General features: G+C 71.1%; 22 protein-coding genes and 4 tRNA genes. 2 read left to right on the forward strand and 24 right to left on the reverse strand.

Annotation, left to right across the window (positions count from 1 at the left end; all coding sequences use genetic code 11):
• Window positions 1–167: 167 nt before the first annotated feature.
• The 15 genes from BMY89_RS10670 to BMY89_RS10735 all read right to left on the reverse strand — a co-directional run bounded on the left by BMY89_RS10670 (window position 168) and on the right by BMY89_RS10735 (window position 9,678).
• Window positions 168–857: a hypothetical protein gene (locus tag BMY89_RS10670; RefSeq protein WP_092378690.1), complete on the reverse strand. Its 690-nt coding sequence runs from the start codon at window positions 855–857 to the stop codon at window positions 168–170.
• Window positions 854–1,642 carry an ABC transporter ATP-binding protein gene (locus BMY89_RS10675; protein ID WP_092378693.1) on the reverse strand — a complete coding sequence of 263 codons (789 nt, stop codon included), beginning with the start codon at window positions 1,640–1,642 and terminating at the stop codon, window positions 854–856. The genes BMY89_RS10670 and BMY89_RS10675 overlap by 4 nt, the downstream gene beginning before the upstream one ends.
• Window positions 1,643–1,718: 76 nt before the next feature.
• A complete protein-coding gene (rplA, locus tag BMY89_RS10680; protein WP_092378696.1) occupies window positions 1,719–2,435 on the reverse strand; it encodes a 50S ribosomal protein L1 in 717 nt (238 codons plus the stop codon).
• A gap of 83 nt (window positions 2,436–2,518) precedes the next feature.
• A complete protein-coding gene (gene rplK / locus BMY89_RS10685; protein ID WP_092378699.1) occupies window positions 2,519–2,950 on the reverse strand; it encodes a 50S ribosomal protein L11 in 432 nt (143 codons plus the stop codon).
• 207 nt (window positions 2,951–3,157) lie between these two features.
• A complete protein-coding gene (gene nusG / locus BMY89_RS10690) occupies window positions 3,158–3,880 on the reverse strand; it encodes a transcription termination/antitermination protein NusG (RefSeq protein WP_092378702.1) in 723 nt (240 codons plus the stop codon).
• A gap of 38 nt (window positions 3,881–3,918) precedes the next feature.
• The gene (gene secE / locus BMY89_RS10695; RefSeq protein ID WP_092378705.1) at window positions 3,919–4,284 is read right to left on the reverse strand and encodes a preprotein translocase subunit SecE; all 366 of its coding nucleotides are present in this window, start codon (window positions 4,282–4,284) and stop codon (window positions 3,919–3,921) included.
• A 212-nt stretch (window positions 4,285–4,496) separates the two neighbouring features.
• Window positions 4,497–4,569, reverse strand: a tRNA-Trp gene (locus BMY89_RS10700).
• A 126-nt stretch (window positions 4,570–4,695) separates the two neighbouring features.
• Window positions 4,696–5,088 (reverse strand): MaoC family dehydratase, encoded by a 393-nt coding sequence (locus BMY89_RS10705; RefSeq protein WP_092378708.1) that lies wholly within the window; start codon window positions 5,086–5,088, stop codon window positions 4,696–4,698.
• A 1-nt stretch (window position 5,089) separates the two neighbouring features.
• Window positions 5,090–5,536 (reverse strand): MaoC family dehydratase N-terminal domain-containing protein, encoded by a 447-nt coding sequence (locus BMY89_RS10710; protein ID WP_092378710.1) that lies wholly within the window; start codon window positions 5,534–5,536, stop codon window positions 5,090–5,092.
• Window positions 5,537–5,661: 125 nt separating this feature from the next.
• Window positions 5,662–5,829 (reverse strand): 50S ribosomal protein L33, encoded by a 168-nt coding sequence (gene rpmG, locus BMY89_RS10715; protein ID WP_092378713.1) that lies wholly within the window; start codon window positions 5,827–5,829, stop codon window positions 5,662–5,664.
• A 132-nt stretch (window positions 5,830–5,961) separates the two neighbouring features.
• Window positions 5,962–6,034: transfer RNA gene (locus tag BMY89_RS10720), tRNA-Met, on the reverse strand.
• A gap of 25 nt (window positions 6,035–6,059) precedes the next feature.
• A tRNA-Thr gene (locus BMY89_RS10725) sits at window positions 6,060–6,132 on the reverse strand.
• Between the two features lie 92 nt (window positions 6,133–6,224).
• Window positions 6,225–8,753: a putative bifunctional diguanylate cyclase/phosphodiesterase gene (locus tag BMY89_RS10730; protein ID WP_092378716.1), complete on the reverse strand. Its 2,529-nt coding sequence runs from the start codon at window positions 8,751–8,753 to the stop codon at window positions 6,225–6,227.
• Window positions 8,754–9,265: 512 nt separating this feature from the next.
• Entirely contained in the window at window positions 9,266–9,394 is a 129-nt protein-coding gene (locus BMY89_RS31305) for a hypothetical protein (protein ID WP_269766857.1), read from the reverse strand.
• A 200-nt stretch (window positions 9,395–9,594) separates the two neighbouring features.
• Window positions 9,595–9,678 (reverse strand) — tRNA-Tyr (locus BMY89_RS10735).
• A gap of 149 nt (window positions 9,679–9,827) precedes the next feature.
• Here BMY89_RS10735 and BMY89_RS10740 point away from each other — a divergent pair.
• Window positions 9,828–10,322, forward strand: coding sequence for a YajQ family cyclic di-GMP-binding protein (locus BMY89_RS10740; protein ID WP_092379293.1), 495 nt, complete (start codon window positions 9,828–9,830; stop codon window positions 10,320–10,322).
• Window positions 10,323–10,413: 91 nt separating this feature from the next.
• Here BMY89_RS10740 and BMY89_RS10745 read toward each other — a convergent pair whose 3' ends face one another.
• A complete protein-coding gene (locus tag BMY89_RS10745; protein ID WP_092378718.1) occupies window positions 10,414–11,235 on the reverse strand; it encodes an SDR family NAD(P)-dependent oxidoreductase in 822 nt (273 codons plus the stop codon).
• A 118-nt stretch (window positions 11,236–11,353) separates the two neighbouring features.
• Between BMY89_RS10745 and BMY89_RS10750 the strand changes: the two genes are divergently transcribed.
• Window positions 11,354–11,968 (forward strand): TetR/AcrR family transcriptional regulator, encoded by a 615-nt coding sequence (locus BMY89_RS10750; protein ID WP_092378721.1) that lies wholly within the window; start codon window positions 11,354–11,356, stop codon window positions 11,966–11,968.
• 277 nt (window positions 11,969–12,245) lie between these two features.
• On the opposite strand, the gene BMY89_RS10755 is transcribed toward BMY89_RS10750, so the two are convergent.
• The 8 genes from BMY89_RS10755 to BMY89_RS10790 form a co-directional block, all read right to left on the reverse strand.
• On the reverse strand, window positions 12,246–13,505 hold the full coding sequence (locus tag BMY89_RS10755) for an MFS transporter (protein WP_092378726.1): 1,260 nt from the start codon (window positions 13,503–13,505) through the stop codon (window positions 12,246–12,248).
• A gap of 155 nt (window positions 13,506–13,660) precedes the next feature.
• Window positions 13,661–14,536 carry a zinc metalloprotease HtpX gene (htpX, locus tag BMY89_RS10760; RefSeq protein WP_092379296.1) on the reverse strand — a complete coding sequence of 292 codons (876 nt, stop codon included), beginning with the start codon at window positions 14,534–14,536 and terminating at the stop codon, window positions 13,661–13,663.
• A gap of 159 nt (window positions 14,537–14,695) precedes the next feature.
• Entirely contained in the window at window positions 14,696–16,171 is a 1,476-nt protein-coding gene (locus BMY89_RS10765) for an NADH-quinone oxidoreductase subunit N (RefSeq protein WP_092378729.1), read from the reverse strand.
• A complete protein-coding gene (locus BMY89_RS10770) occupies window positions 16,168–17,706 on the reverse strand; it encodes a complex I subunit 4 family protein (protein ID WP_092378732.1) in 1,539 nt (512 codons plus the stop codon). Before BMY89_RS10770 ends, BMY89_RS10765 begins: the two co-directional genes overlap by 4 nt.
• A 22-nt stretch (window positions 17,707–17,728) precedes the next feature.
• On the reverse strand, window positions 17,729–19,681 hold the full coding sequence (locus BMY89_RS10775) for an NADH-quinone oxidoreductase subunit 5 family protein (RefSeq protein WP_092378735.1): 1,953 nt from the start codon (window positions 19,679–19,681) through the stop codon (window positions 17,729–17,731).
• A complete protein-coding gene (gene nuoK / locus BMY89_RS10780; RefSeq protein WP_092378738.1) occupies window positions 19,678–20,001 on the reverse strand; it encodes an NADH-quinone oxidoreductase subunit NuoK in 324 nt (107 codons plus the stop codon). Before nuoK ends, BMY89_RS10775 begins: the two co-directional genes overlap by 4 nt.
• Window positions 19,998–20,555 carry an NADH-quinone oxidoreductase subunit J family protein gene (locus BMY89_RS10785; protein ID WP_092378741.1) on the reverse strand — a complete coding sequence of 186 codons (558 nt, stop codon included), beginning with the start codon at window positions 20,553–20,555 and terminating at the stop codon, window positions 19,998–20,000. Before BMY89_RS10785 ends, nuoK begins: the two co-directional genes overlap by 4 nt.
• Window positions 20,552–21,160 (reverse strand): NuoI/complex I 23 kDa subunit family protein, encoded by a 609-nt coding sequence (locus BMY89_RS10790; RefSeq protein WP_372433239.1) that lies wholly within the window; start codon window positions 21,158–21,160, stop codon window positions 20,552–20,554. The genes BMY89_RS10785 and BMY89_RS10790 overlap by 4 nt, the downstream gene beginning before the upstream one ends.
• Window positions 21,161–21,312: the final 152 nt, after the last annotated feature.

A 21,312-nucleotide genomic window follows, 5' to 3' on the forward strand; every position in this document is an offset into this window, starting at 1 on the left:
CGTCTTCGCGGGACCTTCGACCGTGCCAGGACACGGTGACCAGCGGTCTCTGGGTGGAACTTCATGCACAACAACATGCACGACGTCATGAGACTACGCGATGCCGCTCAGCCTGCCAAACTGCCCCAGCGTGCCGCCGCTCACCCGGTGCGGGAGGCGGCCCGGCCTCAGGGCCGGCGGTGACGGGCCCGCGCGTATCCGGTCAGTGCCACCGCCGCCCAGGCAAGCGCCCATCCGGTCAGCGCCAGGGCGGTCGGGCCGGAGATCGCGCCGGCCAGCGCCCGGGCGGCGGGCATCACCGGCGGCGCCAGCCACGGCGCCACCGAATCGGTGCGGCCGATCACCAGCACCCCGACCACGCCGAGCGTGAGCACGGCGACACCGTACCCGGCGCTGCGGGTGATCACCCGGCTGGCCAGTGCGCCCAGCGCCAGCGCCGGTGGCAGAGCGATCAGGTGCCCCCAGAGACCGAGTGCCAGCCCAGCCGGAATCGAGCGGTCACCCGGCACCACCGGACCCGTCACCCCGCCGACCAGCCAGGGAAACACCAGAGCGGCCGTGACCAGGCCGAGACCGGCCACCGCCGCGGCGAGCAGACCGGCGACCCACTCCCGCGTCGGGCCGACGGTGGCCAGGGCCAGCCGGCGCTGCACGTCCGGCTCCACGTCCAGCAAGATCTTCGTCTGCCAGGCAAGTACCGGGAAGAGCACCACCGCCGAGACGCCGTACGCCTCCGCCGGCTGGGCCCGGCCGCCGCCGTAGAGGACGGCGAGGGTCAGCAGGCCGGCCAGGACCGGCGCCAGGGCGCGGCCGGTACGCAGGAAGCCGGCGAGCCGGAACCGGATCAGCGCGGTCACCGGGCCACCTCGAACGGCGGTCCGGTCTCGGGCCTCGTGGCCGCAGCTGGGTCGGTGTGTCCGCGTACCCGGAGGATGTGGTGGCCCTCGGCGCGTAGGCGGGCGACGGTGTCGGCGACCTGCGGGACCGGGACCTCCAGCTCGACCACGGCGACCGCGCCCGCGCCGGACGGCGCCCGCTCGACCACCGTGCCGTCGGCTACCGTCCATCCCCGCGCGCCCGGCAGCCGGGCCGTCTCGCCTCGGTGGTCACTGACCAGCACCGACCCACCGTCGGCCAGCACCTCACCGACCACCTGCGGGACCAGTTCGCGGGCGTCGGCGTCCAGGCCCTCCCACGGTTCGTCCAGCACGAGCAGACCGGGTGGGCGCAGCAGTGCCTGCGCCAGACCGACCTTCTGGGCGGTGCCCTTCGACAACTGGGACAACCGGACCGCGTGGAACGGACCGAGACCGAGGCGGTCGACCCACCGCCCTACGGCCCGATCCGCCTCGCCCCGGGACAGGCCGGCGACCCGGGCCGACGCGACGAGGTACCCGCCGACGGTGAACGGTTGATCGGCCGGGAACCGCTCCGACACCCAACCCACCACGGCCGGTCGGTCGGCCACCCGCCCCCGGGTCGGCCGCAGCACACCGGCGGCCAACTGGAGCAGCGTCGATTTGCCGACGCCGTTGCGGCCCAGCACCACCACCGCCTCGCCCGGGGCGAGGTGCACCGTCGTGCCCCGCAGCACCCACGGACCGCGCCGGCGATATCTGAGCCAGACGTCTTCCAGCCACATGCCGAGAGCCTGCCACAGCGGACATACGGACGGGGCCCCACCACATCGTGGCGAGGCCCCGTCCGGGCGGTCGCGCTCAGCTGTCGGCCGAGCCCTCCTGCAGGTTCTTCACCGCGTTCGGGTCGACCGGGACGCCCGGACCCATGGTCGTGGTGAGGGTGACCTTCTTGAGGTACTTCCCCTTGGCTGCGGACGGCTTGGCCCGCAGCACCTCGTCGAGGACGGCCGCGTAGTTGTCGACCAGCTGAGCCTCCGTGAACGAGGCCTTACCGATGATCAGGTGCAGGTTCGAGTGCTTGTCCACCCGGAAGGTGATCTTCCCGCCCTGGATGTCGGACACCGCCTTGGTGACGTCCATGGTCACCGTGCCGGTCTTCGGGTTCGGCATGAGACCGCGCGGGCCCAGGATCCGCGCGATCCGACCGATCTTGGCCATCTGGTCCGGCGTGGCGATTGCCGCGTCGAAGTCCAGCCAGCCACCCTGGATCCGGGCGACCAACTCGTCGGTGCCCACCTCGTCCGCACCGGCGGCGACGGCCTCCTCGGCCTTCGCGCCGGCGGCGAAGACGATCACGCGGACGGTCTTACCGGTGCCGTGCGGCAGGTTGACCACGCCGCGAACCATCTGGTCCGCCTTGCGGGGGTCGACGCCGAGGCGCATCGCGACCTCGACCGTGGCGTCGAACTTTGCGGTGGAGCTCTCCTTGGTCAGCTTGATGGCCTCGGAGGGGCTGTAGAGCTTGTTCCGATCGATGGCCTCGGCGGCCTTGCGGTAGCTCTTGCTGCGCTGCATGTTCTGTCTACTCCTGTGGTCTCTGGCGGGCCGCGATGCTCGCGCGCCCTCCCACGATCCGTACGGGTCGGTGCTGGCCGAGGTCAGTCGGTGACGGTCAGACCCATCGACCGGGCGGTGCCGGCGATGATCTTCTCAGCCTGGTCGAGGTCGTTGGCGTTGAGGTCGGCCATCTTCTTCTCGGCGATGTCACGCAGCTGCGCGCGGGTCACCGAGCCGACCTTCTGGGTGTGCGGGACGCCCGAGCCCTTCTGCACACCGGCGGCCTTGATCAGCAGCCGGGCGGCGGGCGGGGTCTTCAGCACGAAGGTGAAGGTGCGGTCCTCGTACACGCTGATCTCGGCGGGGACGATGTCGCCCCGCTGCGACTCGGTCTGCGCGTTGTACGTCTTGCAGAACTCCATGATGTTCACGCCGTGCTGGCCGAGCGCGGGGCCGACCGGCGGCGCCGGCGTGGCCTGGCCCGCCGGCAGTTGAAGCGTGAACGTCTTGACGAGCTTCTTCTTCGGAGGCATGTCTCTTCCTGGGGCTTGGAGCTGGGAATGTTCAGACGACACCAACGTCGGGGCGCGCACGGTCAGCGCGGGCACGACGACGGTGACGTTCTAGGGTAGCGCAGGCCGGAATCCGGCCAACCGGGGAGGTTGGCCGGACAGACGAACCAGACAAAAGTGGCGACCGCCGGCGCCGGGGATCTCTCCCCGACGCAAGCGGTCGTCAGATCAGATCTTCGCGACCTGGTTGAAGTTCAACTCCACCGGCGTCTCCCGACCGAAGATCGACACCAGCACCTTGAGCTTCTGCTGGTCGGCGTTGATCTCGCTGATCGTGGCCGGCAGCGAGGCGAAGGCGCCGTCGGTGACCGTCACCGAGTCGCCGACCTCGAAGTCGAGGACCTTGATCTCCGGCTTGGCCTTCTTCTGCTCGGTCTCGACGGTCGGCGCCAGCCACTTGAGCACCTCGTCGAGGCTGAGCGGCGCCGGACGGTCGGCCCGGTCCGTCGCACCGACGAACCCGGTGACCCCGGGGGTGTTGCGCACACAGGAGTAGGACTCGGCGGTCAGCTCCATCCGGACCAGGATGTAGCCCGGGAAGACCTTGGCCTGGATCTGGGCACGCTTGCCGTTCTTGACCTCGACCTCTTCCCGGGTCGGCACCTCGACCTGGTAGATGTAGTCCTCCATGTCGAGGGACGTGATCCGGGTCTCGAGGTTGGTCTTGACCTTGTTCTCGTAACCGGCGTACGAGTGCACCACGTACCAGTCGCCCGGGGCGTAGCGCAGCTTCTGCCGTAGCTCCGCCACCGGGTCGTAGTCCTCGTCGGGGACGGGCTCGGTCTCGGCGAACTCCGGCTCGCTGGCGGCCTCGACCGACTCGTCACCAGCCGCCGTCGCCACCGTGGACTGCTCGTCCGGGGTCTCGGCGGTCTCGTCGTACTCAGGCACGCTTGCTCACTTCCGTCACTATCGGCACATGTAGCCGGTCAGCTGGGGTTGCCGAAGACCCACAGCACGCCCTTGGCGAAGGCGTAGTCGAGGACAGCCACGATAGTCAGCATCACCGTGACGAACGCGATCACCACGCCCGTATAGGTCAGCAGCTCCTTGCGGGTCGGCCAGATGACCTTACGCAGTTCGGCCACGACCTCGCGGACGAAACGCGCGATGCGGCCGAACGGACCCACCTTGTCGCCGTCGATACGCGTCCTCGACCGCTCGCGGGTGGCGGTACCGCCCCCGGCAGCCGGCTCCTCCGCGTCGGTGGCGTCATCCTCGGCGCTGTCACTGACGACGTCGTCGTTCAGGCGGTCGTCGTCGGCGTCCTCGCCGCGCCGCTTGTTGTCGGCCACTTCGCCCTCCGTCGCGGGGTGTCGGGTCGCACGCGGTGCGCGTGCGCGGCGTTTGGTCACGCCAGCCGGACCCAACCGTCCCGGGACGGGCCGCGGCCGGCGGATCGACCGGGAAGGCCCGAATGCCTCGGAACCTCTCCGCCGATACCACCACCACGGGCCGGACGCCACCAGGAGGTGGCGCGACCCACGGAACGGTCAGGCCTGAGGCGCAGGGGTGACAGGACTTGAACCTGCAGCCTGCGGTTTTGGAGACCGCTGCTCTGCCAATTGAGCTACACCCCTGTGCGGCAACGCTCGCCCCACCAGGTCACACGACCAGGCAGGGGTCACTTGCCCCACGGCGGACCAGTGTACGGGTACCGACCCGACTTTCCCAACCGGTCCACCCCTCGCGCCGCCCGACGCTGGTCAGCCCGCCGCCCGAACGGTGGCTCGGGCCTGCGAGAGCACCTTCTCACCGAGGCAGGTCGCGGTGATGTCGAGCCTGGTCAGACCGTCCTCGGTGACCTCACGGACCACCGCGGTCACCACGATCTCGGTCCCGGCGTCGTCGTCCGGCACCGCCACCGGGCGGGTGAACCGGACGTTGTAGTCGACCACCGCGTCGGGCGCGCCGGCCCAGGCGGTGACGGCCCGTCCGACCAGGGCCATGGTGAACATGCCGTGGGCGATCACGCCGGGCAGGCCCACCTTGGTGGCGAACCGGTCGCTCCAGTGGATCGGATTGAAGTCGCCCGAAGCGCCGGCGTAGTGGACCAGGTCCGCCCGGGTCACCCGGAACGTCTGGGTGGGTAGTTCCATGTCAGGCCTCCCCGCGTACGACGAGCTTGGACCAGACCGCGACCACCGGCTCGCCGGCGGTCGTGCTGACGTCGGTCCGGGTGGTCAGGAACTCGTGTCCGCCGCGGCTGGTGATGTCCTCGACGGTGTTGACGCAGACCAGCTCGTCGCCGGCCACCACCGGTCGGGTGTACGCGAACCGCTGGTCGCCGTGGACGACCCGGCTGTAGTCGATGCCGAGTGCCGGGTCCTCGATCAGCTGACGGCTGGCGGCCATGGTGAGCACCACGGGAAAGGTCGGCGGCGCGACCACGTCCGAGTGGCCCAGCTTGCGGGCGGCCTCCGGATCGTGGTGGGCGGGATCGGTGGCACCGATCGCCGTCGCGAACTCACGGATTTTCTCGCGGCCCACCTGATAGGGGGCGGTCGGCGGGTAGCTGCGGCCGACGAAGGAGTGGTCCAGGGACATGCCGCGAACCTACACGCACAGCACGATCGCCGGTCCGAGCGGTCGACGTCGGCCAGGGGCCGCCGTCGACCGTCGGGACCGGCGATCGTGGTACGTCTGAAAAGCCGGGCCGAGCCCGGACAGGGTCAGCGCGTCTCGCGGTGAGCGGTGTGCCGACCGTCCCGGGGGCAGAACTTCTTCAGCTCGATGCGGTCCGGGTCGTTGCGGCGGTTCTTGCGCGTGATGTAGTTGCGCTCCTTGCACTCCACACACGCCAAAGTGATCTTCGGCCGGACATCGGTCGCCTTCGCCACGGCGGAGTGCCTTCCTCGCTAACGGATACAACTAACGGCGCCAAAGCCTACGCGCCGCCTGGTCGGACATGCAAAGTGGGCGCCTATGGCGCCCGTCCCACTGACCGCCGGAATGCTCCGGGCGGACGAGAGTAGCGGTGGCCGGACTTGAACCGGCGACACAGCGATTATGAGCCGCTTGCTCTGCCATCTGAGCTACACCGCCGTGGTGGGCCCAGCCGGACCCTCTGAGCCCCCTTACGGAATCGAACCGTAGACCTTCTCCTTACCATGGAGACGCTCTGCCGACTGAGCTAAGGGGGCCTGCACGATCACTCGGTGGCCGCGCAGAGGTAAGAGTACACGGCCCCACCGCGCCGGTGAAATCGGATCCCCAGTGCAGACGAGCACCCTGCTCAGGGCACCACACGCAGGCGCGGCAGCTCGCTGCTGGAGATCGACTCCGGGTCGACCTGGGCACCGAACCACGCCTCCAGCCGCTCGTACGGCAGCGGCCGACTGAACAGAAAACCCTGGCCGATCTCGCAGCCGATGTCCTGCAGCAGCTCCAAGGTCAACTCGCTCTCCACCCCCTCGGCCACCACCGTCAGACCGAACTGCTGAGACAGGTTGACCACGGCGTTGACGATCGCCAGATCCCCCGGGTCGGTCGCCATGCCCTGCACGAAGGAGTGGTCCACCTTCACCTCGTGCACCGGCAGGCGGCGCAGGTGGGCCAACGACGAACTGCCGGTGCCGAAGTCGTCCACCGACAGCCGCACACCCAGGTCACGCAGGCGCCGGAGCGTCGGGATCGGCCGCTCGGTGCCGTCGAGCACCCCGGCCTCCGGGACCTCCAGCGTCAGCAGCTGCGCCGGGACACCGTACTCGTCCAGCAGCTCCCGCACCTGCTCCGGGAAGTGCTGGTCGGTAAGCGTACGCGCGGAGAGGTTGACCGAGACGGCGAGCGACTGGCCGCCGTGCGCCCAGTCCCGGCTGTGCCGCAGCCCCTGCCGCAGCACGAACTCGGTGAGCCGGCCGAGCTGGCCGGTGTGCTCGGCCACCGCGACGAAGTCCTCCGGGGCGACCGTGCCGTGCGTCGGGTGCTCCCAGCGGGCCAGGCACTCCACCCCGATCAGCCGGCGGTCCCGCAGCGTCACCTTGGGCTGGTAGTAGACCTCCAGCTCGCCGTTGTCGAGGGCGTTACGCAGATCGCCGGCGAGGCCGAGGCGGTGCAGCGCCCTCGACTCGAACACCGGCGTGTACAGCTGCACGCTGCCGGGCACCGCCTTGGCCGCCGTCGCCGCCACGTCGACCCGTTGCAGCAGGGTGGCCGGGTCGCTGCCGTGGTCTGGGTGTACGACCACCCCGACGGCGGTGTCCACATCCAACGTCAGGGCGTCGAAGACCATCTCGTCGCGGATCTGTTCCCGCAGCTGGCCGGCGAGCTCCACCGCCGCTTCGGCGCTCTCCAGCCGCAGGGTCACCAGGAACTCGTCGCCACCGGCCCGCCCGACCAGCGCGGCCGAGGGCACGCATCCGCGCAACCGGTCGGCGACCTCGACCAGCACCTTGTCCCCGGCGGCATGACCGAGGGACTCGTTGACCTGGCGCAGCCGGTCGACGTCGAAGAGCAGCAGCGCGACCACCTCGCCCGGGGCCCGGATCCGGACCGCCTCGGCCAGCGCGCCGAGAATCCGGCGGCGGTTGGGCAGCTTCGTCAGACCGTCGTGGTACGCGTCGTGCCGCAGCCGGTCGACCAGACGCGAGTTCTCCAGCGCGACCGCGGCGTGCGCGGCGACCGTCTCGAAGATGGTGATGTCGGACGCGCGGAAGAAGTTCGTGTCACCGAGCCGGTTCGCCACCTCGAGAGTGCCGATGACCGCCTTGCCCGACCGCAGCGGCACGACGATCACATCCTTGACCGCCGTCGGCCTCAGCACCCCGCGGAACTCCGGATCGCCACCGAGACGGTGGCTCACCGCCACTGTCTCCTGGCGGACCATCGCGGCATCGCGCAGCGCCGTCAGGCTGGGCGTGGAGTCCAGCAGCCCCGGTTTGCCCTCCTGGGCGGTCAGCAGCACCTCCGGGTGACGCCCCTGAGCGGGTAACCACAGGGTGGCGTACTCCGCCTGCATCAGGCTCCGGATCCGGACCAGCAAGACGTCTATGAGGTTTCCGTCCGACCCGCTCTCGCTGATCGCCTTGGTGAGTTCGTACATCTCGGTGAGGGTGCGGTGCTGTCGGAGGAACTGCGCGTACGAGCCGTAGATCAGAGCAAACGCCATGGCCAGTCCGGCGAAGAGCAGGATGGCCCAGGGGGTGCTCTCCACAGCGATGATGACCAGCAGGCCGATGCAGAGGTTGACCGCGCCGGCGAGCAGCATCGACGGGGCGGCGCGGATCACCTCCTGGCCCGCCGGCCAGCCCTGCACGACGGTGAACACGGCCGCCATGGCCCCGAGGCCGACCACGATGTGAGTGGCGATCGCGGCCAGCAGGACGGCCCAGGTGGCCGGTCCGACGCCAGCCGGCTGCGGCAGAACGTGATATACGACGGTGGCCAGAGATGTCGCGGCGGCGGCGAGAGCGACGTTGAACCAGAACTTGGCCGGCAGCAGCCGCCGCCGCATCTGCACCACGAGGGTGGCCACCGTGAAAGCCACCACCACCGACAGGGGCGGAAGCAGGTGCAATGCGACGACCAGGGGAATCTCGGTAAAAAGTATGCCGAGTGCCTGACGGCGCACCACGATGTTGATCGTGGGCATGGCGGCGGCGATCATCGCCACCGTGAGCAGCAGGGTGAGCGGCAGGTCGCCAAGGGCGGGTTTGACCGTCAATCCGAGCAGCAGCGAGACGACGATCGCGCAGAGCGCCAGCGGTCCGGTGATGAACCAGGCGTGTTCCGTCTGTCGACGAGGAGAGCGCAGACGAGACGTCATGGGTCTCCTTGCGACGTCAGCTCAGCGAGTGCCGGCGGTTGTTACAGCGGGACGGTCGCCCGTTAACGCACCACTGAGTTCAGCGTCGGCATCTGCCAGTCGACCCCACTCGTCCTGAACTCGCCCTCAGTGACGATACTTGCCGCGACAGCCAGGCCAAGGACCAGAGTGAGGGAGCCGAGCAGCCGGCCCAAGCGTTGAGCAGACATTATGTGCTCCTGATGGGGTGATGGGAGTACGTGTTGAAGGCCCTCCGATGGTGCCACAGCCGGTCGGTCGCTGGAAAGTTCACCGAGCCGATGATGGTCCAGACGTCGCCGCGCGCCGCACCTACGTACCTATCGGTAGGACATCTGGGCAGTTCAGAGCCGGCAGGCCGGTCGCCAGCAAGGAAGAAGAGGCCAACCGCCCATTAGCTTCCTTTGGCGGCGAAGCGGATCTTGCGGACATCGGGCGGATGCCACCGGGCACTGTGGACGACCGCCCACTCCGGCACCACGGTCACCCCTCAACTACCTTCCGCCACTGCGGCGCCGATCAGCGTCCTCGATCGCGTGGCGTACAGCAAGCCGGATCACCAGATAGAGCACCGCGAGCCCGACGCCCCAGAAGGCGAGAAGCAGCGGCAGGCTCTCCAACACGTCTGCCAGGGTAGGCCCGATGCGCCATCCCAGCTACCCTCATGAATGTCTCATACCGTCACCCGACACCGGGGGACGCCGCGCCGGCCGGAGCCGAGCCCTGCCACGTTCACGCTCACCGGCCGACGAACTCCGCCAAGGCCAGTCAACGGGAAAGGCCTCCGTCTGCGTTTCCGCAGTCCGGAGGCCTCACCTTTGCCTGGTGGCGGGTAGAGGATTCGAACCTCTGTAGCTTTCGCGACGGATTTACAGTCCGCTCCCATTGGCCGCTCGGGCAACCCGCCAGGGCATGCCTCCGCACCGTGGCGCGGCGGCGGAAGCAAGGATAGCGGCTCGACCCGCTGCGTCCGCAACCGGGTACCGTCAGGGGGTCGCACCCCTGGGCAACAGGGGATAAAAGATCCCAGACCGGCCGGACAGCAGGAGTATGAGCATGGCAGCGAATCCGTCGTTCGACATCGTGAGCAAGGTCGATCGCCAGGAGGTCGACAACGCCCTCCGTCAGGCGGAGAAGGAGCTCGGAACGCGGTTCGACTTCCGGGGTACCGGAGCGGAGATCTCCTGGTCGGGCGAGGAGACGATCAGCCTCCAGGCGGAGACCGAGGAGCGCGTGCGTGCCGCGCTGGACGTCTTCAAGGAGAAGCTGATCAAGCGCAACATCTCGCTCAAGTCGTTGGACGCGGGCGACCCCCGGTCCTCGGGCAAGGTTTTCAAGATCGACGCCAAGGTGATCCAGGGGATCGACCAGGACAAGGCCAAGGCGATCAGCAAGAAGATCCGCGACGAGGGCCCCAAGGGCGTGCAGGCCCAGATCCAGGGTGACCAGCTGCGCGTCACCGGCAAGAAGAAGGACGACCTCCAGGCGGTCATCACGCTGCTCAAGGGTGAGGACTTCGGTGTCGCCCTCCAGTTCAACAACTACCGCTGAGTCGTCCCGGAACCGGCCCGCGCCGCCAGCCACCATCGGCGACGGCTGGCGGCGGGCCAGGCGGTGGGGCACCCCCGGCAGATGAGCACACTCAGCCGGGCGCCTGACGGCTCAGGTGCTCCCAGGCGCGGTACTCCTCGACCCGGTCGTGCTCCATCTGCTGGACGATGTCGTACGAGCGACCGCCGACGATCAGGCGCAGCGGCGGATCCGGCAGGTCCACCAGGGCCATGATGACCGGCGCGGCGGTCTCGGGGGCGGGGCCGGCGTCGTCGCCCCAGAGTTCGGCCAGCTTCGCCCGCAGCGGTTCGTACGCCGGGTGGGGCGTTGTCGCAGTCGTCCCTACCGTGTAGAGGCCAGTGTCGTAACCGCCGGGCTGCACGATGGTCACCTTGATGCCGAAGGGTTCGAGCTCCATCGCGATCGACTGGCTGAGCGCGTCGAGCGCCGCCTTGCCGGCCGCGTAGAAGCCGACCGAGGCCACCCCACCACCGCTGCCCATCGAGGTGACCTGAAGGAGTTGGCCGGCCCCCTGGGCGCGCAGGTGCGGGACGACGGCCTGGGTGACCCAGACGGCACCGAAGAAGTTGACGTCGAAGTGCTGCCGGATCTGCTCCTCGGTGGCCTCTTCCAGCATGCCGAGCAGCAGGCTGCCGGCGTTGTTGACCACCACGTCCAGCCGGCCGAACGTCGCCACCGCCCGGTCCACCACCTGCTCCACCGCGGCCCGGTCGGCCACGTCGAGCGGCAGGCTGACCAGGGTGTCCGGGTAGCGCCCGGCCAGTTCCGTCAGTGGCCCGACGTCGCGCGCCACGCCGATCACCCGGTCGCCGGTGGCCAGCGCCGCCTCGGTGACCGCCCGGCCCAGGCCGCGCGTGGCGCCGGTTATGAACCACACCCGGGGATCCGCCATCGCCCTCACCACCTCCGTTGAACAAGACGAGACGGTCCGTCTCGCATAGCCAGTCTGCGTCGCCGCCGGGGGATCGTCAAGACGGACCGTCTCGTCTCGCTTCGGGTACGCTCCGCGCATGCCCACCACCCCGCAGCGGCCCGACCCGAGAACCCGGCCCAACCCCGGGCGGCGTAGCGAACGGAGCCGGGCCGCCATCCTGCGGGCCACTCGCGAACTGGTCTCCGAGGTCGGCTACCCCAGGCTGAGTATCGAGGCGATCGCGGCGCGGGCCGGGGTGGGCAAACAGACGATCTACCGGTGGTGGCGGTCCAAGGGTGCGGTGGTCTTCGACGCGTTCCTGGCGTTGAGCGAGGGAGCCGACGGCGTGGTGCTGCCCGACACGGGCGACATCGAGGCCGACCTCAAGGAGGTGCTGCGGGCCACCGTCGCGGAGTTCGCCGATCCCGTGTTCGAGGCACCGATCCGGGCGCTCAACATGGAGGTCGCCGGCGATCCCGAGTTGGCCGCGCAGTACCGGGAGCGGCTGGCGGCCCCGGTGGACGAGGCCAAGAAGGAACGCCTGCGCAGCGCGCAGCGGGCCGGACAGATCCGCGCCGACGCCGACCTGGATCTGGCGCTCGAACTCCTCTACGCCCCGCTGTACCAGCGCTGGCTGTTGCGCTCCGCGCCGCTCACCCCCGAGTACGCCGACGCACTCGTCGAGCACGTGCTGCGGGCGCTGCGCCCCTGATCGCACCAGCCCGGGGAGCCAGCCGGACGGGGTCGCCGGGAAGATCCACACCGTTCCGCCCGGATGTCGCAGACGCGCGGACGATACCGCCCGGAGTTTCGCCGCCGGTCGGCTCAGGCCGGCGGACCGGGAACGCACGCGTCGAGATCGAGGTCAACGGGCGAAGACCAACAGCAGGACCACCGTCAGGATCGCGCTGACCAGGATCGAGCCCAGACAGCCGATCCGGTTGGAGAAGAAGAGGAACATCTGGCCGTCGTACCCACGATGGCGCGGGTCAGGCCGCGACGGGCTGCTCGGCTCGAACGGCGGTGGCCTCCGCGCGGGCGATGGGGCCGGCGGGCAGGGCAGCGACCCCGGCCCCGACGGCGACCGCCGCCCCGGCGAACAGGAAGGCCCAGGGCACGCCGCCGGCGTGGTCGACGATGAGGCCGGAGACGGCACCGCCGACCGCGCTCGCGCCGACCGACATGGTCACCACCCAGGTGTACGCCTCGTTCAGCATGCCGGTCGGCGAGATCCGCCCGACCAGGGTGTTCTCCAGGGTCAGCGCGGGCGCGATGGTGGCGCCGCCGATCAGCAGGGCCACTCCCAGCGCTCCCGGCGTCGGCATCACGGCGAAGATGGCGAAGCTGCCCGCGACCCCGGCGAGCAGCCAGGCGAACAGGCGGGTCATGTTGCGTGCGGGCCGCCGGATGCCGAACCAGAATCCACCGATCGCGCTGCCGATCCCCCAGACGGCCAGCAGCATGCCGGCGAGACTGTCCGGGTCGTCCGGGGCGTACCGGGTGGCGAACGCCGGGACGGTCACGCCCGCCGCACCGAAGGCGATGCCGAGACTGGCCACGCAGAGCAGCAGCGGCGGGAAGCCGCCGACCCGCAGCGGGCCGAGCCCACGGGCGTGGTGTTCCCGGGCGTGCGGCCTCCAGCCGCGCATGGCCTGGCCGAGCGCCACCGCCACGGTGCCGACCAGGGTCACCACCGCCGCGCCGATCAGCGCGGCCCCGGCGTCGGCGAACAGGACGAAGCCGGCCACCAGCAGCGGGCCGAGCACGAAGACGACCTCGAACAGGGTCGTCTCCGCGGCGAGCGCGGTGTTACGCAGGTGGTACCGGCCGGTGGCGACGCTGGTCAGGTCGTTCCAGGCGCCGCGGATCGCGGCGGTCATCGGCGGGTACGTCGCACCGGCCACCGCCGCGGCGAGCAGCACCAGCGCGAAGGGTGTGGCATCGGCGCGGGCCGACCAGAGCAGCCCGATCAGGGCCAACGGGTGAGCGATCGCGGTGCCGAGCAGCACCGGGGTGGGACCGATCCGGTCGGCGATCCGCCCGGCCACCGGGCTCAGCGCGGCACCGGCGAGGGCGTAGCAGCCACCGGCCAGCGCGGCCAGCGAGTAGCGTCCGGTGACCTGTTGCACGACGAGCAGCAGCGCCAGCGGCGTCATGCCGATCCCGAGCCGTCCGATGATGCCGGTGATCAGCAGCGTCGGTGCGCCCGGGATCTGCCAGACACCCAGGTACCGGCGCAGCCCAGCCACAGCGAACCTCCACGAGATGTAATGAGCGAGAGTCGTTTAGACCCTAACGCCCAGCAGCCGGCCGGCAGTACGGTTAGCACGCTCACACCGCACCCGGGACAAGCGTCGCCCGCGCCGGATGGGACCGGGCGCGGGCGGCGCGGGGGTTGGTCGGGTCAGCGCTGGCGGCGGACCGGGCCCGACTGGGCGGCCATCCGTTCCAGCCGGGCGACGCGCTCCTCCATCCGGGGGTGGGTGGCGAAGAGCGCGGCGACCCCACCGCTCTTGAGCGGGTTGGCGATCATGAGGTGTGCGGTGCTGGCGAGCTGCCCCTCGGCCGGCAACGGCCGACGCTGCGCACCCATGTGGATCTTCCGGAGGGCACTGGCCAGCGCCAACGGGTCCCCGGTCAGCTCGGCACCCGAGGCGTCCGCCTGGAACTCCCGGCTCCGGCTGATCGCCAGCTGGATGACGGTCGCGGCGATCGGCCCCAGGATGATGGTGAGCAGCAGCACCAGCGGGTTCGGGCCGTCCTCGTCACTGCCGCCACCCAGCGGGATGAACAGCGCGAGGTTGGCCACCATGGTGATGATGCCGGCCAGACCGGCCGCCACGCTGGAGATGAGGATGTCCCGGTTGTAGACGTGCGACAGCTCGTGCCCGATGACGCCGCGCAGCTCGCGGTAGTCGAGGATCTCGACGATGCCCTGGGTGACGCAGACCGCAGCATTCTGCGGGTTGCGTCCGGTGGCGAAAGCGTTCGGCTGGGCGGTCGGGCTCAGGTACAGCCGGGGCATCGGCTGCCGGGCCTCGGCGGCGAGCTCCCGAACCATGTGGTACAGCTCCGGGAACTGCGCCTCGCTGACCGGTTGTGCCCGCATCGAGCGAAGTGCCAGCTTGTCCGAGTAGAAGTAGGTGACGCCGTTCATCACCAGCGACACGACGACGGCGATGACCAGGCCGCCACTGCCACCGAACCAGTAGCCCACCGCCAGGATCAGCGAGGTGAGCAGGCCGAGCAGCGCGGCGGTCTTCAGACGGTTGTGGGGCACGATCACTCCTTCGGTGCACGGATGCGTGGATCCGTTGACCGGTACAACACGCGGGTACCCACCAAACATCCGTCTCATGACTGAGAGTTACCTGAGCGACAGTCACAGACGGGAATGGCCGCAGGGCCGGCCCGGTTCCCCTCCGACGAAATCGAAGGTTCATCTTCCGGCGAGGTCGAGCACCACCTGCGGCGCGAAGCCGACGACCACGGCGACGACGGTCGCCACCGCCAGGGCTGCGGCCACCGCCCGGGCCGGCCGGATCGCGGGGGCCGCGACCTCCCCGGACGGCGCGTACAACAGCGCGGCGACCCGCAGGTAGTAGGCCAGGCCGATGACCGCGTTCACGGCCACCACCAGGGCGAGCCAGCCGGCGTCGCCACCGAGCAGCGACCGGACCACCGTCACCTTGGCGAACAGCCCGGCCAGACCGGGCGGCAGGCCGGCCAGCCCGACCAGCGCGAACGCGAGGCCGGCACCGATCCACGGGTGACGCCGTGCCGCGCCCCGCAGGTCGTCCAGACTGCCGCCGTCCGCACCGGCCGGACGTAGGGCCACCACGCCGGCGAAGGCCGCCAACTCCAGCAGCACGAAGAAGACGGCGTACGCCAGGGCGGCGGCGTACAGGCCAGTGCGGGCGTCCGCGTCGGCGGCCAGCGCCAGCGCGCCGAGCGGAGCGAGGATGTAGCCGGCCTGCGCCACCGAGGACCAGGCCAACAGCCGCACGGTACGCCGCTGACGCAGCGCCACCAGGTTGCCCACGGTCATCGTCAGCACGGCGACCAGGGCCAGTACCGGCCCGGTCACCTGGTGCGGCAGCGCGTGCTGCAGCACGGCCAGCAGGGCGACCACCCCACCGAGCTTCGAGGCCGTCGACAGGTAGGCGGCCACCGGCAGTGGCGCCCCGTCGTAGGTGGCCGGAGCCCAGGCGTGGAACGGCACCGCCGCCACCTTGAACGCCAACCCCGCCACCACCAACGTCACCGCGACCGTGGTCAGCGGCAGGTCCAGCAGATCCGGGCGCTCGGTGAGGATGCTGCCCAGCCGTTCCAGGTGCAGGCCGCCGGTGGCCGCGTAGAGCAGCGCGGCACCGAGCAGGGTCAGCGTGGTCGCCACCACGCTGACCACGAAGAAGGTCACCGCCGCCTCGGCGCTGGCCAGACTGCCCCGGCGCAGCCCGACCAGGACGTACAGCGGCAGGGTGAGCACCTCCAGCGCCACGATCAGGGTGATCAGGTCGCCGGCCGCGCCGAGCACCACACCGCCGGTCATCGAGCAGGCGAGCAGGAAGCAGAACTCCCCCACCGGTGTCCGCCCGGCCCGCAGCAGCGGCCCGGACAACGCCAGCACCCCGAGTACCAGCAGCGGCACCAGCGCGGCCACCAGGGCCGCCCGGCCGCCGAAGACGTACGAGCAGTCGACGCCGACGCAGAAGGTACGCCGCTCGGGCCCGGAACCGACCGCCGCCGCCCCCAACGCGGTGGCGACCGCCCCGGTGCCCGCCATCGCCACGGTCGCCGCCGGCCGGGCCAGCAGCAGGTCGACCAGGAGCACCAGCACGGCCGTCCCGGCGGCCAGGTACGCCGGCAGCAGCGCCACGTTGTCGACGCTCTGCACCAGGCTCGGCTCACTCATCGCAGCACCCCCAGCAGGGCCTCGACCGGGGCTTCGGCGACACCCAGCACCAGCGTCGGCGCGAGCCCGACGGCCAACGCGAGCAGCACCAGCGGCGTCCAGGCGGCCAACTCGGCCCCGGCCAGTCCCGGATTGAAGGTGGCGACTGGCGGACTGGGTGGTCCGTGGGTCACCTGGCGCAGCAGCCGGAGCAGGTAGGCCGCCGTCAACGCCCCACCGACCGCGGCGAGCACCGCCAGCGTGGTCCAGAGCGCGCCACCGGCCTCGACGGCGGCGACCACCGCGAACGCCTCGCCCCAGAAGCCGGCCAGCCCCGGCAGTCCCAGCGAGGCGACCGCCGCGAACGCGAGCAGCCCGGACAGGCGCGGGGCGGTCTCGCGCAGCCCGGACAGCTCGCTGAGGGCACCACTGTGGGCCCGGTCCTTGATCGCCCCGGCCAGGAAGAACAGCAGGCCGGTGATGATGCCGTGGGCGACGTTGCCGATCAGCGCCGCCTGGATGCCGGTGGCGGTCAGCGTGGCGACCCCGAGCAGCACGAAGCCCATGTGCCCGACGCTGGAGTACGCGATCAGCCGCTTCAACTCGGTCTGCGCCAGGCAGACCAGTGAGCCGACCAGGATGGCCGCCACCGCGAGCACCCCGAGCACCGGGGCCGCCCAGCGGGCACCCTCGGGAGCCACCCCGACGGCGACCCGGATCAGGCCGTACGTGCCCATCTTGAGCAGCACCCCGGCGAGCAGCACGCTACCGACGGTGGGCGCCTGGGTGTGCGCGTCGGGCAGCCAGGAGTGCAGCGGCCACAGCGGGCTCTTCACCGCGAAGGCCAGGGCGAGCAGCGTGAACGCGGCGAGCTGGGTGTTGCGGGACAGGTCGGTGCCGCCGGTCAGCGCCACGACGTCGGCGGTGCCGGCGGCGGCCACCACGACGTACACGCCGACCAGCAGCAGCACCGAGCCGAACAGGGTGTAGAGGGCGAACTTCCGACCCGCCCGCCGCCGCGCGTCCACCGCCGCCGGGTCGGTGCCGTCGCCGCCCCAGCCGACGATGATCGCGTACATCGGCAGCAGGACGACCTCGAAGAAGAGGAAGAACAGCACCAGGTCGAGGGCGAGGAAGGTGCCGAGGATGCCGACCTCGACCACCAGCAACAGCGCCACCAGGGCCCGCCCGCTGCCACCGCCGGGCACCCGCCAGAGGCTGTATCCGCAGCAGAGCAGGGTGAGCAGCGCGGTCAGCACCACCAGCGGCCAGGAGATGCCGTCCACCCCGAGGTGGAAGCGCAGATCCAGCCCCGGCACCCAGGGCAGGTCGACCGAGTGCCAGGGAAGCACCGCCCCGGCGACGTCATCCGCCAGGTACCCCGACCAGCCGGCGTCCCGGCCGGCGACCAGCGCCACCGCGGCGACCAGGGTCAGCGCGGCGGCGACCGTACCCACCATCCGGGCCAGCCGGTCACCCGGCGTGGCCGCCACCAGCAGCGCGCCCAGCGCCGGCAGCGCGAGCACCGCCACCAGCAGGAAATCCCCGAAGCTCATGTCAGCACTCCGCTGCGCTCACTCATGCCGACACTCCGATCAGGGCGGCGGCCAGGCCGATCAGCAGCGCGCCGGCGAGCACCGCGGTGACCGCCCGGGGCAGCGCCGCCCGGTGCAGGGTGCCCAGCCCGCCGCCGAGGGCGCGGGCGGCCCGCCCGGTGCCGGTGACCGTGCCGTCCACCACCCGCTCGTCGACGGTCCGCGCCACCCGGCCCAGGGCGGTCGTCGGGCGTACCACCAGGGTGTGCTGGACGTCGTCGAGCCGGAACGCGCGGGCGAAGACCGGCCGCAGCGGGCCCAGCGCCGCCGCCGGGTCGGCGGTGTCGTCCCGCCGCCAACGCACCCAGGCCAGCCCCGCCCCGATCACCAGCAGCGCCAGGGGCAGCAGCACGGTCGGCGAAAGGTGGATCAACCCGTCCGGCGGCATCAGGTTCGACACCGCGTCGGGGTCGGCCGGCAGCGAACGTTGCAGCTGGGTGGAGAACCAGCCCGGGAAGCCCGCCAGGCCGAGCAGAGCCGCCGGTACGGCCAGCACCAGCACCGGCCAGCGGAGCACGGCGGGCGGGTCGTGCGGGTGGGCCAGCGGGTCGCGGCTCTCGCCGAAGAAGGTACGCAGCAGCAGCCGGGTGGCGTACCAGGCGGTGAGGGCGACGCCGACCAGCCCGGCGAGCCAGACCAGCCAGCCCACCCAGGCGGGCGCGGGGCCGTCGCCGTGCAGGGCGGCGCCCTCGGCGGCGGCGAGCACGCCCTCCTTGCTCCAGAAGCCGGACAGCGGCGGTACGCCGGCCAGCGCGCCGAGGCCGATCAGCGTGCACCAGAAGGTCACCGGCATGGACTGCCGCAGCCCACCCATCCGGGACATCAGCGTGGTGCCCACGGCGTGGATCACCGCGCCGGCGGCCAGGAACAGCAGCGCCTTGAACGCGGCGTGGGTGAGCAGGTGGAACAGCGCGGCGGGCGGCGATCCGACAGCGAGCGCGCCGGTCATGTAGCCGATCTGGGAGACCGTGGACCAGGCGAGCACCCGCTTGATGTCGTCCTGGGCGGTGGCGGCGAGCGCGCCGAGCAGCAGGGTGATCGAGGCCATCACGCCGAGCACGGCCAGCGCGGTGGGGGCGGCCTCGAACAGCGGCCACAGCCGGGTGACCGCGTACACGCCGGCGGCGACCATGGTCGCGGCGTGGATCAGGGCGGAGATCGGGGTGGGGCCGGCCATCGCGTCGGGCAGCCAGGTGTGCAGCGGGAACTGGGCGCTCTTGCCGGCCACCCCGGCGAGCAGCAGCAGGCAGGCGGCGGTGAGCGTACCGGTGCCGTGGTCGTGGGCGAGCACGTCGGCGATCCGGAAGCTGCCCGCCGAGACGCCGAGCAGCGCGATGCCGAGCAGGAAACCGACGTCGCCGACCCGGGTCACCAGGAACGCCTTCATCGCGGCGGCCGGGGCCTCCGGCAGTCGCCGGTCGTGGGCGATGAGCAGGTACGAGCAGAGCCCCATCACCTCCCAGCCGACCAGCAGCAGGATCAGGTCCCCGGAGACCACCACCAGCAGCATGGCGGCGGTGAAGAGGCTCACCTGAGCGGCGTACGGCGGGTAGCGGTGGTCGACGTCGACGTCGTCGTGCGGCCCCCGCTTGAGATACCCGGTCGAGTAGACCTGCACGGCCAGCGCGACGGTGGTGACCGCGACGGCGACCAGCGCGGCGGCCCCGTCGAGGCGTACCCCGGCGGTGACCGTGAGCCCGCCCAACTCGATCCAGGTGGTCGAGGACTCGGGCGGGTCGTCCAGGGTGGCCAGCAACGCCACCGCCAGGGCGAACGCGCCGGCCGCGCCGGCCACCCCGAGGGCGACGGCGGCACGACGGGCGGTCTCCTGGCCGATCGTCGCGCCGCGCGGCGAGGGCGGCAGCAGCAGACCGGCCAGGCTGGCGACCAGCGGTACGACCGGCAGCAGCACCCCCAGCAGGGTCGTGGTGCTCACCGCTGTCCCTCCGGTTGCTCGCTCAGCGGGATCCTGTCGACAGCCACGTCGGCCCGCATCCGGTAGAGCTGGAGCACGATGGCCAGCCCCACCCCGATCTCGGCGGCGGCCAGCACGATCACGAAGAGCGCGAAGACCTGCCCGCCGTGTGGCAGCACCGCCTGCACCGTGGTGTCGGCGGTGATCAGGATCAGGTTCACCGCGTTGAGCATCAGCTCGACGGCCATCAGTACCAGCACCGCGTTGCGCCGCCGTAGTACGCCGTACACGCCGAGGCCGAAGAGCAGCGCGGCGGTGACGTACGGGATGACCGGTCTCACCGTGACCGCTCCCGGTCCTCGGTTGCCGGACCGTCCCCGGCGGACCGGTCGGCCCCGGCGGATCCGATGTCGGGGCGGGACAGCACGATGGCACCGACCAGCGCCGAGAGCAGCAGCACCGAGAGCACCTCGAAGGGCAGCACCCAGCTGCCGAAGACCTGCGCCCCGATGCGTTCGGCGCTGCCCGCCTCGGGCAGCTCCACTGTCGTCCAGCGGTACGCGTCGACCAGCAGCGCCGCCAGGCCCAGTCCGACCCCACCACCGATCAGCGCGGCCGGCCATCCCGGACGGTCCAGGTCGTCCGAGGCGCCGACCGGCGCCCGGGTCAGCATCACGGCGAACAACAGCAGCACCACCACCGCGCCGACGTAGATCAGCACCTGCACCCAGGCGACCAGTTCGGCGGTGAGCACGAGGTACATCCCGGCCACCGCACCGAGGCAGACCACCAGGTAGAGACCGGCGCGGACCAGATGTCTCGTCGTCACCACCAGCACCGCCGAGCCGACCGCCAGCGCACCGAGGGCGAGCAGCAGCGCGTCCACCCCGGTCACGCGGAGGCGCCTTCGCCGTCGCCGGCCGGGCCCTCGGGGCGTACCGCGGGGGCGGTCGGGCGGGCGGCCGGTGCGGCGGGGACCGCGGCCTTGCGCGCGGCGGCGGTCTCCTCCTTGGCCGGCTCGCCGTTGCGGTCGTGCGCGGGCGGCGGCGGCACCGTGGCCATCCACTCGCCCAGGTGGTCCTTGTCGTGCAGCAGGTCCTTGATGTCGTACTCGGCGTACTCGAACTCCGGGGACCAGTAGAGCGCGTCGAAGGGGCAGACCTCGATGCAGATGCCGCAGTACATGCAGAGCGAGAAGTCGATGTCGAACCGGTCGAGCACGTTGCGCTGGCGGGGGCGGGCGGCGCCGGGAACCGCCACCTCCTCCTTGTGCGAGTCGATGTAGATGCACCAGTCCGGACACTCGCGGGCGCAGAGCATGCAGACCGTGCAGTTCTCCTCCAGCAGCGCGATCACGCCGCGTGAGCGGGGCGGCAGCTCGGGGGCGACATCCGGGTACTGCTGGGTGGTCGAGCGCTTCGTCATCGTCTTGAGCGTGACCGCCAGCCCCTTGACCAGGCCGCTGCCGGGCACGCCGGCCGGCTCGCTTCGCTCGCTCATGACGAACATCCTGCCCTGTGGCCACCGCGCGCGCGACCACCACCCGGGTGTACGCGGTAATACCGTGACCCCGGGGAGAACGACGCACCGGCAACCCCTGGGGAGATGGACATCCCGCTCGACCGGATCCCCCCAGCTCCCGCTTAGGCGTG

It is taken from the genome of Micromonospora phaseoli, assembly GCF_900109115.1.
In the GTDB taxonomy this organism is placed as follows: domain Bacteria; phylum Actinomycetota; class Actinomycetes; order Mycobacteriales; family Micromonosporaceae; genus Micromonospora; species Micromonospora phaseoli.

What these genes read in the sequence shown, in the direction of transcription:
- BMY89_RS10705 (WP_092378708.1), bottom strand. Translation starts at nt 5,088, where the DNA reads ATGGAACTACCCACCCAGACGTTCCGGGTGACCCGGGCGGACCTGGTC.
- BMY89_RS10770 (WP_092378732.1), bottom strand. Translation starts at nt 17,706, where the DNA reads ATGAGCTTCGGGGATTTCCTGCTGGTGGCGGTGCTCGCGCTGCCGGCG.
- BMY89_RS10750 (WP_092378721.1), top strand. Translation starts at nt 11,354, where the DNA reads ATGCCCACCACCCCGCAGCGGCCCGACCCGAGAACCCGGCCCAACCCC.
- BMY89_RS10730 (WP_092378716.1), bottom strand. Translation starts at nt 8,753, where the DNA reads ATGACGTCTCGTCTGCGCTCTCCTCGTCGACAGACGGAACACGCCTGG.
- rplK (WP_092378699.1), bottom strand. Translation starts at nt 2,950, where the DNA reads ATGCCTCCGAAGAAGAAGCTCGTCAAGACGTTCACGCTTCAACTGCCG.
- BMY89_RS10675 (WP_092378693.1), bottom strand. Translation starts at nt 1,642, where the DNA reads ATGTGGCTGGAAGACGTCTGGCTCAGATATCGCCGGCGCGGTCCGTGG.
- rplA (WP_092378696.1), bottom strand. Translation starts at nt 2,435, where the DNA reads ATGCAGCGCAGCAAGAGCTACCGCAAGGCCGCCGAGGCCATCGATCGG.
- BMY89_RS10765 (WP_092378729.1), bottom strand. Translation starts at nt 16,171, where the DNA reads ATGAGTGAGCCGAGCCTGGTGCAGAGCGTCGACAACGTGGCGCTGCTG.
- BMY89_RS10710 (WP_092378710.1), bottom strand. Translation starts at nt 5,536, where the DNA reads ATGTCCCTGGACCACTCCTTCGTCGGCCGCAGCTACCCGCCGACCGCC.
- BMY89_RS10790 (WP_372433239.1), bottom strand. Translation starts at nt 21,160, where the DNA reads ATGAGCGAGCGAAGCGAGCCGGCCGGCGTGCCCGGCAGCGGCCTGGTC.
- BMY89_RS10745 (WP_092378718.1), bottom strand. Translation starts at nt 11,235, where the DNA reads ATGGCGGATCCCCGGGTGTGGTTCATAACCGGCGCCACGCGCGGCCTG.
- BMY89_RS10740 (WP_092379293.1), top strand. Translation starts at nt 9,828, where the DNA reads ATGGCAGCGAATCCGTCGTTCGACATCGTGAGCAAGGTCGATCGCCAG.